This is a genomic window from Marinomonas rhizomae, assembly GCF_003315485.1.
Taxonomy (GTDB): domain Bacteria; phylum Pseudomonadota; class Gammaproteobacteria; order Pseudomonadales; family Marinomonadaceae; genus Marinomonas; species Marinomonas rhizomae.
This window is the reverse complement of sequence record NZ_QNSE01000011.1, coordinates 175,072-190,397: the sequence shown is the minus strand read 5'-3', so window position 1 is coordinate 190,397 and position 15,326 is coordinate 175,072. Positions and strand designations below refer to the sequence as shown.

Here is a 15,326-nt window from a genome sequence, read left to right as displayed (position 1 = left end):
AGAAAAGGCCATTACGATGGCCTTTTCTATTGCGTATTGGACGCCTCATGATTATCGTATTAAATAGATAAAGTGATTGATTGTTAAAGGAACTAAACGTGTCTAAAAAACGCATTACCAGCCTCATTGTAGGTGCACTACTTTCTGCCACTGCGCATTCTGCGACAGTATATGTTTCTGACATTCAATTTGTCGCCATAAGAGAAGGGCTTGATAACAGTACGAGAGCAGTCGAGAGAGGCTTAAAAAGCGGAACCCCACTAGAAGTCTTAGAACAAAATAATGGTTACACTAAGGTTCGCACTCCTAGCGGAAACGAAGGCTGGGTTGCAGATTACTTCCTCAGTGAAGACATGGTCACAAGAGACCAACTCAGTACACTACAGTCTCGCCTTAGTAGAAACGCAGAAAGCAGGACTGAACTCGCTAACACATTAAAAGTGAGCCAACAAAAAATTCAAGAATTAAACAGTACAAACTCTAGCCTTAATGATGAAAACGACGCATTGAAACAACAATTGCAAGATGCGGCGGAACTCTCTGCAAAAGCCCAAGCGATAGTCTCTCAAAATGAGGATGTAAGCTATCAAATTGCGACACTGAAACAGCAGGCTAGCACCGCTATTGCGCAAGCAGAAAAGCTACAAGACACAACGGAACAGAAATGGTTTATGATCGGAGGGGCAACTCTTTTAGGCGGCTTACTACTTGGCATACTGCTACCTATGTTACGACGCAAAAAAACTGGCACTGGCTCATGGTCTTAAAGGAATCGCCTTCGATCCATATGAACTCGTAGACTTATGAAAGGATAGTTAATGGAAGCATCGATAGTACACTCCTTCTTTTTAATATTTGCAGGAGCGGCCGTCGTTGCTTCCATAGCCTTATACACCAAACAACCAATGATCATCGCCTACATTGCTCTTGGCGTGTTATTTGGCCCTTCCGCACTATCACTAATTCATGAACCCAAATTAATGGATGAGATGAGCCACATTGGTATCATCTTCCTACTTTTTCTGCTTGGTCTAGATATGCAGCCAAGCCACTTGATAAATATGCTCAAAAAAGCCTCATGGATTGCCCTACTTAGCTCCGCTGTATTTGCGGCACTAGGATATGGAGTCGGCATACTATGTGGTTATAGCAACGTTGAAAGCTTGATCATCGGCATTGCCATGATGTTTTCAAGTACCATTGTTTGCATTAAGTTACTACCAACAACCGTACTACACCACAAACACACTGGCGAGCTTGTGGTTGGTTTATTGCTATTGCAAGATATGATTGCAATCGGCGTTTTACTGGTTTTGTATAGCATGTCAGGCAACGTGAATAATGGCGTACTGCAATATTTAATACCGCTCATCGGTCTACCACTTCTTGTCACTGGCGCCTTCCTATTTGTTAAATACATACTATTAAAACTAATCACACAATTTGATCGTTTTCATGAGTATATTTTTTTAGTCTCTATCGGCTGGTGTTTATCTATGGCCGTACTTGCCGAGACAGCCGGTTTGTCGGCAGAAATGGGGGCCTTCATCGCAGGAGTTGCGTTAGCAACCAGCCCAATATCCCAATACATAGCAACGCACCTCAAACCATTAAGGGATTTTTTCCTAATTTTATTCTTCTTCACCATTGGTGCCAGCTTTAATCTAGACCTACTTGGCTTAGTTATTGCACCTGCACTCATTCTAGCTATTAGCTCAATACTCATCAAACCAGTCGTTTTTCGCCACTTACTAAAAGGTATAAAAGAAGATGCGAGTACATCTTGGGAAGTTGGCTTTCGTCTAGGGCAAGTAAGTGAATTTTCGCTATTGATTGCCTATCTAGCTACTAACATTGGCCTAATAGGAAAAGAGGCTTCCCATGTAATACAAGCAACCGCCATTATCAGCTTTGCTCTATCAACTTACGTTGTCATTTTAAACTTCCCAAACCCTATCGCCATTTCGGATAAATTACGACGAGATTAGAGAAATCTCGGAATTTCCTCCCCTTAATAAAAGAACTTCTGCGAGATTTATAAAATGCTTTTATCTTGCCTCTTTCTTTAAGCATATAAAATATAATAGAATAGCGCGAAATACCTGACTATCAATAAAAAAGTCTTGTATACTAGCGCGCAAATTTCGTCCTCACTTATTTAGAGTAATGTAATGGCTGACTTATCAAAATACAGAAACATCGGTATTTTTGCTCACGTTGACGCGGGCAAAACTACCACTACAGAACGTATTCTTAAACTTACCGGTATGATCCACAAGCTTGGTGAAGTTCACGAAGGTGAATCTACAACTGACTTCATGGAACAAGAAGCTGAGCGCGGTATTACCATCCAGTCTGCGGCTGTAAGTTGTTTCTGGAAAGATCACCGTTTTAACGTTATCGACACACCAGGACACGTTGACTTCACAGTAGAAGTATACCGTTCTTTGAAAGTTCTTGACGGCGGTGTTGGTGTATTCTGTGGTTCTGGTGGTGTTGAACCACAATCAGAAACTAACTGGCGTTATGCTAACGAATCTGAAGTTGCACGTTTGATCTTCGTAAACAAGCTAGACCGTCTAGGTGCAAGCTTCTACCGTGTAACAGAACAAGTTAAAAAAGTTCTAGGCGCGACACCATTGATCATGGTTCTACCTATCGGAACTGAAGATGAGTTCGTTGGTGTTGTTGACCTACTAAGCCGCAAAGCTTACATCTGGGATGACTCTGGCCAACCAGAAAACTACAAAATCGAAGATGTTCCTGCGGACATGGTTGATCAGGTTGAAGAATACCGCGAGAAACTAATCGAGACAGCCGTTGAACAAGATGACGACCTAATGATGGCGTACATGGACGGTGAAGAGCCATCTATTGACGAGCTTAAAGGCTGTATTCGTAAAGGTACCCGTGACCTAGCGTTCTTCCCAACTTACTGTGGCTCTGCCTTCAAAAACAAAGGCATGCAGCTTCTTCTTGACGCTGTAGTTGATTACCTACCAAGCCCAACTGACGTAATCCCTCAGGATCTTACGGATGAAGAAGGTAATCCAAATGGCGAAAAAGCAATCGTTGACGCGAAAGAGCCATTAAAAGCACTTGCATTTAAAATCATGGATGACCGTTTCGGCGCCCTTACTTTCGTACGTATCTACTCTGGCGTACTAAACAAAGGTGACACCATCCTTAACAGCTTCACGGGCAAAACTGAACGTGTAGGCCGCATGGTAGAAATGCAAGCTGACGATCGTAAAGAAATCAGCACAGCTCAAGCAGGTGACATCCTAGCAATTGTTGGCATGAAAAACGTACAAACAGGTCACACACTTTGTGATCCTAAGCATCCTTGTACTCTTGAAGCAATGGTTTTCCCTGAGCCAGTTATCTCTATCTCTGTTACACCTAAAGATAAAGGTGGTAACGAGAAAATGGGTATCGCTATCGGCAAGATGGTTGCTGAAGATCCAACATTCCGTGTTGAAACTGACATTGATTCTGGCGAAACCATCCTTAAAGGTATGGGTGAGCTTCACCTAGACATCAAAGTAGATATCTTGAAACGTACTTACGGTGTTGATCTAATCGTAGGTCAACCACAGGTTGCTTACCGTGAAACTATCACTAAACCTGTAGAAGATACTTACACACACAAGAAACAATCTGGTGGTTCTGGTCAGTTTGGTAAAATCGACTACCGCATCAAACCTGGTGAAGTGGGTTCTGGCTTCGCATTCTCTTCTTCAGTGGTTGGCGGTAACGTACCAAAAGAGTTCTTCCCTGCTGTTGAGAAAGGCTTCAAGTCTATGATGGAGCAAGGCGTCCTAGCTGGCTTCCCAGTATTAGACGTTGAAATCGAATTGTTCGACGGTGGTTTCCACGCAGTTGACTCTTCTGCAATTGCCTTCGAAATCGCTGCTAAAGGCGCTTTCCGTCAGTCAATTCCAAAAGCTGGTCCACAATTGATCGAGCCAATCATGAAAGTTGACGTGTTCACTCCAGATGACCACGTTGGTGATGTTATCGGTGACTTGAACCGTCGTCGCGGCATGATCAAAGACCAAGAGAAAGGTTTGACTGGTGTTCGCATCAAAGCAGACGTTCCACTTTCTGAAATGTTTGGTTACATCAGTACTCTACGTACAATGACTTCTGGTCGTGGTCAGTTCTCTATGGAGTTCTCTCACTACCTACCATGTCCTTCTAACGTAGCTGAAACCGTTATCGCTGCAGTTAAAGACAAGCGTGAAAAAGAAAAGAACTAATTTATAGTTTTTTTAATCACTAAAAAAAACCCGATACATATTATGTATCGGGTTTTTTATTAATCAAAACCTCCCCTACTCTTTTGCAAACCGTAAATTAAAAGCATAAAAAAAGCGCCAAAGCGCTTTTTTAATATTACTCATGTCACGTCTAGACAATTAAAACGGTACTGGATACTCTTTAAAGACCGCCATAATATCCTTCAATGCATCTTCAGACAGCACCTGATCAAACGCAGCCATATCTTCTTTCAATTGATCCAGAGACGTTGCCCCAATGATCGTTGAACTAACACCATCAACCTGATCACACCAGGCTAGCGCGAGCTGAGCAGGAGTAAAATCATATTTTTTAGCCACACCTAAATAAGCAGTAACGGCTTTGTCGACCAAAGACGTATCACGAAAAATACCGTTACGCTGCGCATAGGTCCAACGACTTCCTTCCGGGCGTACACCTCCAAGATACTTACCTGTTAAAGCACCAGCAGCCAAAGGCGACCATGGTAAATAGGCCACATCCTCATGCACGCAATTCTCAATCAAATAGGGCCAGTCTTTTGTATGCAAAAGGCTAAATTCATTTTGAATAGAAGCAACTCGAGGTAAACTATGCTTATCGCTTAGACGAATAAATTCATTAATTCCCCAAGTCGTATCATCTGATAAACCAAAGTGACGAATTTTACCCGCTTTAATACAAGCATCTAAACCTTGAAGAATATCTAAAATTTGAGCTGACTGCTCGTCACGATCAACATCGGTAAAACTAATCACTCCAGGAAAGTGCTTAGCGAAATGTGGAGTTGTACGATTTGGCCAATGAAGCTGATAAAGATCAATATAATCTGTTTGCAACCGTTTCAAAGAGGCATCTACCGCTTCAATGATCGTCTTACCAGAAATATCACTGCCATCACGAACGTATTTCAGACCAGGGCCAGCAATCTTAGTCGCAAGAATAAATTCTTTACGACGAGATGGGTTGCGAGAAAGCCAATCCCCAATAATGGTTTCTGTTTTCCCATATGACTCAGGTGTAGGTGGTACAGAATACATTTCAGCCGTATCAATAAAGTTCACACCATTCGCCAAAGCATATTCAATTTGAACATCAGCATCAGCTTGATTATTTTGAGTACCCCAAGTCATGGTACCTAAACATACGCGAGAAACTTCTAAGCCCGTTCGGCCAAGTGGAACATACTTCATTAGATCAACCCTTAAAATTCAAGCGACACATACAAGATGTGAGAAAAAACCAAAGACCCAATGTAATAAATTTTCCTTCTACTAGCCAGTTTTATCAATGAAAACAATAAGGAGTTACCTAAGGTCAGCAAAACAACTGATTGAGCACAATTTTATTTATCAAGCAAAGATTCATAACGCTGGTCCGTTAGTGTTTTCAAAAAAGCAACAATGGCATCAACCCTTTGATCTGGTAACGCCGGGCCTTTTTGTAAATCTGCCAAGTCTATATTATTAGCTATTTCAGGTTCAGCCCAAGGCTCGCCCGTCTCCGGGTTAATCTTGCGCCTTGGATTATTGTATTTATCATAAAATAACACCACAGTGCGAAGATCTTTAAAAACACCATTGTGCATATATGGCCCTGTCACAGCCACATTACGCAAAGTCGGCACTTTAAATTTACCTGCTTGCTTAGGGTCATCAATGGACGGGTTATCCAACAACCCAAGATCTTTTTTATCGCCATTATGCGCTGACAAACTTGAATTTGCAGGTACACCAATATTACGATACTCATAATTAGTAAAGGTTTCTTGGGCATTAAGCGGCGACTTGTTTAATTGATGGCAGGCGTTACAGTTCGTAAATTGCTGAGAAAAAAACAAGGTTTTTCCCAATTCTTCTTCAGGCGTTAACTTTATTTCTCCACGCAAGGCTCGGTCATATTTGGAGTCGAATGGCATGAACATGGCTGTCTTTTCAAACGATGCAATAGAGTCGGTAATGGCGGCATAACCTTTAGATGAATCATTTAAAACACCCTCTCCATAAATTGAATCAAATAAATTCTCATAACGAGCATTTTCCCTAACTCGACTAACCACTGCTGCACCATCTGGTAAAGCCATTTCTAAAGGATTCAAGAATGGCCCTTCGGCCTGCTGCGCTAACCCTGAAGCACGACCGTCTAAAAACTGACCTCCACGATATTCGCCATTACGCATGCGATGAAAAGCTGGAGCAAATGCAGCGTAGGCTGCAGTCGGTGTATTACGCCCCCCCATGGATAATCGATCACTTCCTAATGACACTGCTCCAAATAACGCATCCTGCCTCTTATCAACAAAGCCATTTGCTATATCATGACAGGTACCACAAGACTGATTGCGCTCTTTAGACAAATTAGTATCAAAAAACAACTGTGCGCCCAACATTGCCTTAGGATCTGTCATAGCAATCGGAAGTTCAGAAGATAAACGGGCAGGTTTGGTTTGAGCTGCAACTTGCTTGGGCTCACTGCAAGCAGATAGGATCAAAGAAACAGCAACCACACCCAGAGAAAAACGAAACATGCTATTTTACTCTAACAATGAAATATGAATGACAGGAATAATACACCCCTAAAAACCTGAGTAAAACAAAGACAGACAAACTGTGTTGATTCCACATAAAAAAAGCGCCAAACAAGACACATATCAAATGTTTTGTTAAGCGCTTACTCTGTATTAATAGGGCTTGACCCTAATACTAATTTTGCTCAGGCAATGTCACGTTTAATTCCAGTACGGAGCAGTCATCAGTATTATCAAGCTGTATCTGTACATCTTCACTGCCGATATCCACATACTTACGAATCACATCAATGATTTCCTGCTGCATCTGCGGCAAATAATCTGGCTGATAGCGCTTACTACGTTCATGAGCAACAATGATCTGCAGACGATCTTTAGCGACAGAAGCTGAGCTAGGCGCGTTTTTACTTTTAAAATAGTCAAAAATTCCCACTCTAACCCCCTAATAAACGTTTAATGAAACCTTTTTTCTGAACTTCTAAGAATCGCAAAGGGCGCTCTTCACCCATCAAGCGGTCAACAGCGTCCATATAGGCAAGACCAGCTTCAGATTCAGAATCCAGAATAACTGGCGTCCCCTGGTTAGACGCCTTCAACACCGCCTCAGACTCAGGAATCACACCCAACAATGGAATTGCTAAAATATCCTCAACATCGGAGACACTTAACATTTCACCCGATGCAACACGACCTGGATGGTAACGCGTTAAAAGAAGGTATTCTTCTATTGGCTCTTTACCCTCTTCCGCTCGTTTAGACTTACTTTGCAAAATCCCCAAAATACGGTCTGAGTCACGCACAGAAGACACTTCTGGATTAGTGACTACAATCGCCGCATCGGCAAAGTACAACGCCATCTGAGCGCCCTTTTCAATACCGGCAGGTGAATCACAAATAATGTAATCAAATTCCTTAGCAAGCTCCTCTAGAACCCACTGCACACCTTCAATCGTCAACGCGTCTTTATCACGAGTTTGTGAGGCTGGTAAAATAAACAGGTCTTTCGTACGCTTATCTTTGATCAAAGCCTGAGATAGGGTCGCTTCCTTGTTTATAACATTCACAAAGTCATAAACCACTCGGCGCTCGCACCCCATAATCAAGTCTAAATTACGCAAACCTACATCAAAGTCGATAATGACCGTCTTATGACCTTTTAACGCAATACCAGTCCCAATAGCAGCGCTGGATGTTGTCTTACCGACCCCTCCTTTGCCTGAGGTGACTACTATAATTTTTGCCAATGCTATATCCCCCGATAAGTTCAAATTGAGCTTATCTAACAAATCAAATGAATAATAAATTTTAAAGCGGTACGATTTCTAAGCTATCGTCAACTAATAACACTTGCGCGCTGTCTTTCCAAACGATATTTTGCAGCGCATCACTCAACATAAAACTACCTGCAATGGAAACCAATTCGGCCTCCATGCTTTTACAAAAAATTCTAGCCTCTACATCACCTTTAACACCAGCCAATGCACGACCTCGCAAGGCACCATATACATGAATATTGCCATCTGCTAATACTTCAGCGCCAGCACTGACCTGATTTAGAATAATCAAGTCACCTTCAGAATACACTTGCTGACCAGAACGAATTGGCTTGGTAATAACTTTGCTAGATTGGGGAACTAAACGCTCTTCAACTACGGTTTTCACCACCACATCTGGGCTGGTCTCTTCCTTAATCGCTGGAGATATATTGATTGGCCTTGCTTTACTTGCAGGCAACAAAGGAACAGTTACCGAAGCATTCCAAACAGGCAATGCCTCTGGATCGCAGCGCCAGCCAATCACACCAAGACCAAGAGCACCAACAGATTGAATCAGCTCTTCAAATTCTTCTAATCTAATACCACGTTTCATTTTTGAAATATCAATAATGATTGGCGCCTGGTTAAAAAAGTGCGGAACCTGATTAATCTTTTCTTTTAAATGAAACACAATGTCATCTATTGAAAAAGTTTGAATTTCCAATAAAACTGTCGTAACGACACTTCCTTTAAGCCGGAAGCCTGAGTCTGTCATGCAAACTTTCCTTTTTTAATCACTTAAATGGCCTTAAATACTAAAAAGCCGCACTAAACTTTCATCATCAAGGTTAAAAATCTATTCTATCAAGCTGGATGATTAAAGAAAGACACCCCTACAATGCTTTTACATTCATTTAAATGTTCATACTGCTCTCTTATAGTGCTAAGAATAACGCAAAATGAGCAATAATGAACGTAAGATTAAGCATTTGATTTAATTAATATTTTACAACTTACTTACATACTTGTTCCCATAAATCTGGGGAAAACTTTTGCACTATTAACACTCAACAAATTATCCAACCAACTCCCTACTCTTCACCCGAATGCATAGCAAACTCAGGCGAAAGCCGACTGACGCCCAAACCGCTTTGTTTAGTAAGTTTTATTTGCACCGGAATACGTTCTTTTAAAGCGCTAATATGACTAATAATACCGATGGTTTTACCGGATGAATGTAAGTTATCCAAAGCATCCAAAGCTGACTCTAATGTTTCGCTATCTAAAGTGCCGAAGCCTTCATCTAGAAACAACGAATCAATACTTGTTTTATGAGATACCAAATCAGACAAGGCCAAGGCAAGCGCTAAACTTACTAAGAATGACTCGCCTCCTGACAGGGTCTTAGTATCACGCGATGCGTTCGCCTGCCATGTATCCACCACAAGTAAAGACAAAGCATCTTGGTTACGCATTAATTGATAGCGGCGATGCAAGATATCCAAATGCTGATTAGCCAAATACACCAGATGATCCAAAGTGAGACTTTGCGCAAAACGGCGGAATTTTGCCCCATCAGCAGAACCAATCAAATGATTCAAACGCTCAAGGTGAACAAATGCCTCTCGACGAGCCTCTAACGCTTCCCTCGACTTCGCCACCTGCTCCCTGCGCTGCATTTCCTCTTGGATCTGTTGAGTGACCACACCCCATTGTCGATGCAATGCTTGCCGTTTCGTATCAAGCTGAGCGCATTTAGATTCTAACTCCTCAAGAGATAACGCTTCTATATTCAAATTTTCAACAATAAGGCCAGACTTATTTTCATTATGCTTCAGCAAGGATTCCTCGGATTGCTTCAGCAATGTTTGCAATCGAGAAACAGCTTCTTGTAACTTCTCCAGTACCTCTTGGCATTTACTTATTTCTACGGCGGATAAATTTGCTTGCAGCCAAACATCCTCGCTTCCAAAACCTTTCTCAGCTAGACGTTCTTGCCAATGAGACAAAGCACCTTCATATTCCTTCGTCAAAGCAAAATATGACTTATTAAGAGTTTCCAGTGTTGCATTACTAGACGCCAGCGCCTGAGCAATTTGCTGTCGTTCAGCTTCAGCTTTATCTAAAGCCTGTTGAGCATAATCAGCCTGCTTTTGCCTTTCCTGACGAAGCTCGCCAATACTTTTATCACCTAAAAGCTTATGCAGCTGATTCGCAATAGCCCTTAAGCTCTCATCAAATTCAGCGATTTTCTCATGGGTTTCATCATGTAACTGCTGACTTTCTTTTAACGCACCTTGCAGACTTTGGCGCTCATAAACAAGCTGCTCACGTTGCTGCAACAAAGCATCGTAACCAGCTTTACTGTTTCGCCATTGTGCCATCGCCTCTTGCAACTGCGCTAAAGCTTCAGCCAAAGACAGATCAAAGTAACTTTCAGGAACCTCCGCCTGCTGCATTTCATCACGTAACTGCCCAATAACCTGCTCTTGCTCGTTTTTCCTAGCGGTTAAATTTTGCTGGTGTGTTTCCAAGGTTTGCCACAATAGCTGACACTGAGTCTGATCTTGTGATACTTGCTGTTGTGTCGTTTGTTGCTGAACATTCAAGTTCTGCAACTCAGCTTCTAGTGCCAAACGAGATTGCTGAAGCGACTCAAGCTTAGGCGCGATTTCTTGCTGCGTCTGCCAATCTTGCTCAATATGATGAACCAAAGCGGATATTTTTTCCTTATCAGACAGGTTAACGCCTTGATCCTGATTCAGTGACGCCAGCCACTCTTTCAAATCATTTTCGGTCGCCAGCAAGCCATCTATGACTTGCTGGCGCCGAGTCTGCCCAGAGGTTAATTCGCGCTGCATGGATTCTAAATCAGCCGCCAGCTGCATTCCTTGCCCTTTCAAACCGTCCAATTCTTTGCCAATTAAAACAAACTCTTCTTGGCTTCCAGAATCCGCTTGGTACAAGGCATTGGCAAGCTGATGCTCTGCAGCACCACACAGTGGACAAGCATCATGCTCACCTAACTCATTACGCAAGTGTGTTAGCGCAACAATATGACGCTCCGCCTCAGCAAGTTTTTCAATCGACTTTTGGTGACGAAGCTTGTCTTTGTAAGTCCGCCTCTGTAACTCTAACTGGCTTTGCTGTTGCTGAATACGACTCGCCATTGCATCCAAATTTGCATCCAACTCGGTCAATTGCGATTGCTGATCTTGGTATTGATTAAACTGCTTTAAAAGCGATTGCGCATTATACTGAGCGCGTTCAGTATAATGGTAGTTTCTCTGCCAATCAGCATAGTCACGTTGCGATGACAACTGCATAAAAGTATCAGTGGCATTCTGCAAAGTTTGGTGACGCTCAAGCATGTCTGCTTGAGCCTGTTCTAACTTAGCTTGGTTGGTAGCGAGCGAAGCCCGAGCCACATCATAGGCTTTTGTATTAGAACTAATATTACTCTCGAGTTCAGTAATCGCTTGAGCATTTGCCAGCATACTTTGCGCTTGATGCTGCCAGCTAGCTAACTGACTCTCAATCTTTTCTGGCGACGTCCAGCGGCTCAAAATGGCTTTGCTTTCGTCACAAGCTTTATCGATATCGGCTTGTTTTTCTATGATGGCTTTTAATTGCGCCTGCTGATTTTCAACTTTTTCTCCCGCTTGCTTTAATCGAGTGGAAACATCTTGGTGTTGCGCTTTTATACTTTCTTGACGCGACAAGATAGGCTGAACTTCATCATTGATCTTGTTGTTAAACGCTTCCAATTCAGCACGCGAACGCACCAACTCTTCCTTTGCTTGCTCAACAGATACGATCAACTCCTGGCTTTGTTTAAGCTGTGCCTGTTGCATTTCAGTATATTGGTTAACATCCGCCTGATTCTGATCCAAACGAGATTTTAAGCCCTGCTGCTTATCATAGTCCGGCTGCAAAACTTGTGCAGTCAGCGCCTGCTCAAGCTGCCGTTGCTGAGACGCAAAATCCGCTAGCGCCTGTGTCGCATCATCGAATTGTTGCTGATATTGAGCCACTTGCTCTTGCAGTTTCTTCTCAGTACGTCGCCACTCCAATACCGCTTGATGTTGCTTTAACGCGCCGGCATTGGCTTTTTCATCGCTTTCAAAGCTCGACTCAGTTTGCTTAAGCTCTGCAAAAGCCTCATCCGTTAGTAATTGAGTTTGCTCATTAAAGTTCTCAAGCGATGCGATGGCTTGTTTTTCAAGCTTGTGTTTATCAAACACCCACTTCGACACGTCACCATAAATTTCCGTACCTGTTAGCTCCTCTAATAACTCTGCCCTGTCATTGGCAGAAGCATTTAAGAAGGCCGAAAAGCCACCTTGAGCCAGCAGCATAGACTTGGTAAAACGTGAAAAATCCAAACCAGTTATGTCAGCGATCTTGTCGATTTTCTCGTGAATCTTAGTGGTAATAATAGTGCCGTCACGCTCGCACAATTCACACGTCATTGGCTGTAACTTGCCATCACTTTGGCCTCGGGCGCGTCGTTGCCCCCAGAAAGCGCGATAGCCTTTGCCCTTTATCTCAAATTCTACTTCAGCCAAACATTCAGAAGTATGACGTGTCATTACATCATTCTGGCTTGGTGACACCTTTAAACGCGGCGTTTCATGGTACAAAGCCAAACAAATTGCATCTAATAATGTCGACTTACCCGCGCCCGTCGGCCCGACAATGGCAAATACACCAGCGTCGTCAAATGGCGCTTTGGTAAAATCAATTTCCCATTCGCCCTTTAGGGAATTCAAATTCTTCAGGCGCAGTTTGCAAATTTTCATGATTGCTTCTCCTCGCCATCTTGCTGATGCTCTTCCAACTCCACCAAGCAAGTATTAAAAAGCTCGGTCAGAGTTTTAGACTCGTCTTCGTCCAGTTCTAAATTCGATTTAAGACTCTGCTCGAACACATCACCAACCGTTAATTCCGACAAGGTTTTGCGCGCATCAAAGCCTTCGTTCTTTTTCTCTACCGCACTGCGACGCATTACCCGAAGTAACTCAATCGGCTTACCTTCAATAACTTCCAGCAAACGCTTATGCACATCACTCAAATACTCATCAGCAATCACAGTGACTTCCAACCAAAGGGTTTTGTCTTCTGCTAATTCCAAAGCAGTGATCTGTTTAATCACTTCTTTCAAATTGCCTTTTAAACTCACCATAGGCTGAAAATTCGGAATCGTTACCAACTGGACAGGATCCACAGGCTCGGCAAACAAATCTTCAACAAACGTATCCTCACCTAACAAATTGGTATCGACTATCACCACGGTTTTGTCACGCCCTAACTCATCAAAACTCAACGGAATCGGCGAACCGCTGTAACGGAATCGACCACTTTTACTGATTGGTTGAGCACGATGAATATGCCCAAGGGCTAAATAATCAAACGCCGGAAACACCGACGTCGGCAAGGCTTCTAAAGTGCCGACATAAAGATCGCGAACCGATTCGCTCACTTGCCCACCTACTGCTGTTAAATGCCCAGTACCAATAATCGGCACCGGCGCTTTTAGTGCGTTGTTTTTTTCACACGCGGCCTCATATACTTGCTGGTAAAAATCACCAATCATTTGCAACAAACCGAGCTTCTTATCTTGTTCAGATTGCCCAGCGACGCTTTGCATCACGTCTTTCGGTCTTAAATACGGCACAGCACATACCCAGGCAGCAATATCACCTGCTTTGTCTTTTAGCGGAATAACATGAGAATCGATATCTTCTAGGTTCGCTTGGCTCGACACTTGGGTATCGAGGTAGGTCAACAAGCTCTTGGATTCGTTTAGCATACTGACCGAATCGTGATTACCAGCGACTATTACCAACTGGCATTGACGCGCCTTCATGTCTAATACCAACTGATGATACATTTCGCGCGCATAACTTGGTGGTGAACCTGTATCGAATACATCGCCCGCAATAATCATCGCATCAACAGATTCTTGATCCACCAGCGCCAGTAACCAATCGATAAACGCCTTATGCTCATCACGGCGGGATTTTCCCATAAAGTGCTGACCAAGATGCCAGTCAGAAGTGTGTAGAATTTTCATTTATAGACCTGAGAAATAAAAAACATAAAAATAAACCACAAAAGAGGCCAAGTTACCGAACAAAATACAACTGATTCGGATGAATCCGCAAAGGTCGCAACAATACATTCCAATCCTGTGCAGACAGCTTTTGCCCATGATAAATAAGCTGTAAGGAGGTACTGTCAGAATCAGCCAGCGCCTTTTGAAGAAAAGCAATTAACTCATCGTCCGCCAGACTAAGCGTCAAATCATTACACGCAAACAAGGTATAATGCCCAAGAAAGCTTGACGTAAAATCCAACAAAGCGTCACGCCAATAAGGCTCAAAGACTGCATTCTCAGGAGAAGAAATAACCACAACAGGTGCATCAGCAATATCCATTTCGAATAACAAACGCCCTTTCCTAACACCCGTTGATAACTGAACAAACATCCGATCATCAGGCGAAAGCGACAAGGCTTTTAACCAGTCCTCATCGGAAAAGTGGCTTTTCTGAAGCACAACTTTCAAAGGAGCACCAGCAGGATTTACCGCCATGCATTCGTGAAAGTGAGCAAGATCACCAGGGAAGTTTTTAAAAGAGAAAGACACAGAAACACGGTCACCGAAAGATTCATCACTTGGCCCTAACAAAGCAAGCCCAATAGAATCATCACTAACGGAGTTATGAGCTAAAACAGAAAAAATAGAGGACTCAGCAGGTATTTGCCGAGTTAACGACATAGACGAAGTAACCGCCGTTTGACAAGAAAGAATCGACTCGCCATTGCTCCCATCATAAAGACGACAAACACCACAAGCTCCAGCGCGACAACCGTAACGAACATCTGCCCCCTGAGAAAGTAATGATGACAATAAGTTGCCATCCAAAACCGCCTCAAACTGCTCACCATCCAATTCTATCGTCAGCGCTTGTGAATCCATCATCTAACCTCATCTTTGATATGGCTATTATGACATATTCTGCCTAACTACCTCTCTTGTGTGACACTCAATCGCCGAAAAATCCCATTTACTTACTATAAAAAAAGGCAGATTCGCCTCTCGATTTTATAATAGGCCATTCTTAACAGCGCAAAATGGGACTTCCACATCATGACAAAAGGGCTTAAGTATTCTATGCGAACCCCTACTCCCTTAAAGCGTATTACTTAGCTTGATTGTGTTAGCAAAGTATCAACTTTGTGACTTATTAACTCAAAA

The 15,326-nt window shown here is 42.8% G+C and carries 11 protein-coding genes; 3 read left to right on the top strand and 8 right to left on the bottom strand.

Annotated features, from left to right (window positions below; all coding sequences use genetic code 11):
• Window positions 1-98: 98 nt before the first annotated feature.
• From DFP80_RS15470 to fusA, 3 genes are all read left to right on the top strand, one after another.
• The gene (locus DFP80_RS15470; protein WP_113917714.1) at window positions 99-767 is read left to right on the top strand and encodes a TIGR04211 family SH3 domain-containing protein; all 669 of its coding nucleotides are present in this window, start codon (window positions 99-101) and stop codon (window positions 765-767) included.
• A 51-nt stretch (window positions 768-818) separates the two neighbouring features.
• Entirely contained in the window at window positions 819-1,988 is a 1,170-nt protein-coding gene (locus tag DFP80_RS15465; RefSeq protein WP_113917713.1) for a cation:proton antiporter domain-containing protein, read from the top strand.
• Window positions 1,989-2,171: 183 nt separating this feature from the next.
• A complete protein-coding gene (gene fusA, locus DFP80_RS15460; RefSeq protein WP_113917712.1) occupies window positions 2,172-4,262 on the top strand; it encodes an elongation factor G in 2,091 nt (696 codons plus the stop codon).
• A 159-nt stretch (window positions 4,263-4,421) separates the two neighbouring features.
• On the opposite strand, the gene DFP80_RS15455 is transcribed toward fusA, so the two are convergent.
• From DFP80_RS15455 to DFP80_RS15420, 8 genes are all read right to left on the bottom strand, one after another.
• Window positions 4,422-5,474, bottom strand: a complete 1,053-nt coding sequence (locus tag DFP80_RS15455) for an aldo/keto reductase (protein ID WP_113917711.1) — start codon at window positions 5,472-5,474, stop codon at window positions 4,422-4,424.
• A 152-nt stretch (window positions 5,475-5,626) separates the two neighbouring features.
• Window positions 5,627-6,808 (bottom strand): cytochrome-c peroxidase, encoded by a 1,182-nt coding sequence (locus tag DFP80_RS15450; protein ID WP_113917710.1) that lies wholly within the window; start codon window positions 6,806-6,808, stop codon window positions 5,627-5,629.
• A 175-nt stretch (window positions 6,809-6,983) separates the two neighbouring features.
• Entirely contained in the window at window positions 6,984-7,241 is a 258-nt protein-coding gene (gene minE, locus DFP80_RS15445) for a cell division topological specificity factor MinE (protein WP_113917709.1), read from the bottom strand.
• Window position 7,242: 1 nt separating this feature from the next.
• On the bottom strand, window positions 7,243-8,052 hold the full coding sequence (gene minD / locus DFP80_RS15440; protein ID WP_113917708.1) for a septum site-determining protein MinD: 810 nt from the start codon (window positions 8,050-8,052) through the stop codon (window positions 7,243-7,245).
• A gap of 61 nt (window positions 8,053-8,113) precedes the next feature.
• Window positions 8,114-8,839, bottom strand: a complete 726-nt coding sequence (minC, locus tag DFP80_RS15435) for a septum site-determining protein MinC (protein WP_113917707.1) — start codon at window positions 8,837-8,839, stop codon at window positions 8,114-8,116.
• 316 nt (window positions 8,840-9,155) lie between these two features.
• On the bottom strand, window positions 9,156-12,866 hold the full coding sequence (locus DFP80_RS15430) for an SbcC/MukB-like Walker B domain-containing protein (protein ID WP_113917706.1): 3,711 nt from the start codon (window positions 12,864-12,866) through the stop codon (window positions 9,156-9,158).
• Window positions 12,863-14,140: an exonuclease subunit SbcD gene (gene sbcD, locus DFP80_RS15425; protein ID WP_113917705.1), complete on the bottom strand. Its 1,278-nt coding sequence runs from the start codon at window positions 14,138-14,140 to the stop codon at window positions 12,863-12,865. The genes DFP80_RS15430 and sbcD overlap by 4 nt, the downstream gene beginning before the upstream one ends.
• Window positions 14,141-14,192: 52 nt before the next feature.
• Window positions 14,193-15,050, bottom strand: coding sequence for a 2Fe-2S iron-sulfur cluster-binding protein (locus tag DFP80_RS15420; RefSeq protein ID WP_113917704.1), 858 nt, complete (start codon window positions 15,048-15,050; stop codon window positions 14,193-14,195).
• Window positions 15,051-15,326 lie beyond the last annotated feature (276 nt).

What these genes read in the sequence shown, in the direction of transcription:
- DFP80_RS15450 (WP_113917710.1), bottom strand. Translation starts at nt 6,808, where the DNA reads ATGTTTCGTTTTTCTCTGGGTGTGGTTGCTGTTTCTTTGATCCTATCT.
- DFP80_RS15430 (WP_113917706.1), bottom strand. Translation starts at nt 12,866, where the DNA reads ATGAAAATTTGCAAACTGCGCCTGAAGAATTTGAATTCCCTAAAGGGC.
- DFP80_RS15455 (WP_113917711.1), bottom strand. Translation starts at nt 5,474, where the DNA reads ATGAAGTATGTTCCACTTGGCCGAACGGGCTTAGAAGTTTCTCGCGTA.
- sbcD (WP_113917705.1), bottom strand. Translation starts at nt 14,140, where the DNA reads ATGAAAATTCTACACACTTCTGACTGGCATCTTGGTCAGCACTTTATG.
- DFP80_RS15420 (WP_113917704.1), bottom strand. Translation starts at nt 15,050, where the DNA reads ATGATGGATTCACAAGCGCTGACGATAGAATTGGATGGTGAGCAGTTT.
- minC (WP_113917707.1), bottom strand. Translation starts at nt 8,839, where the DNA reads ATGACAGACTCAGGCTTCCGGCTTAAAGGAAGTGTCGTTACGACAGTT.
- DFP80_RS15465 (WP_113917713.1), top strand. Translation starts at nt 819, where the DNA reads ATGGAAGCATCGATAGTACACTCCTTCTTTTTAATATTTGCAGGAGCG.
- fusA (WP_113917712.1), top strand. Translation starts at nt 2,172, where the DNA reads ATGGCTGACTTATCAAAATACAGAAACATCGGTATTTTTGCTCACGTT.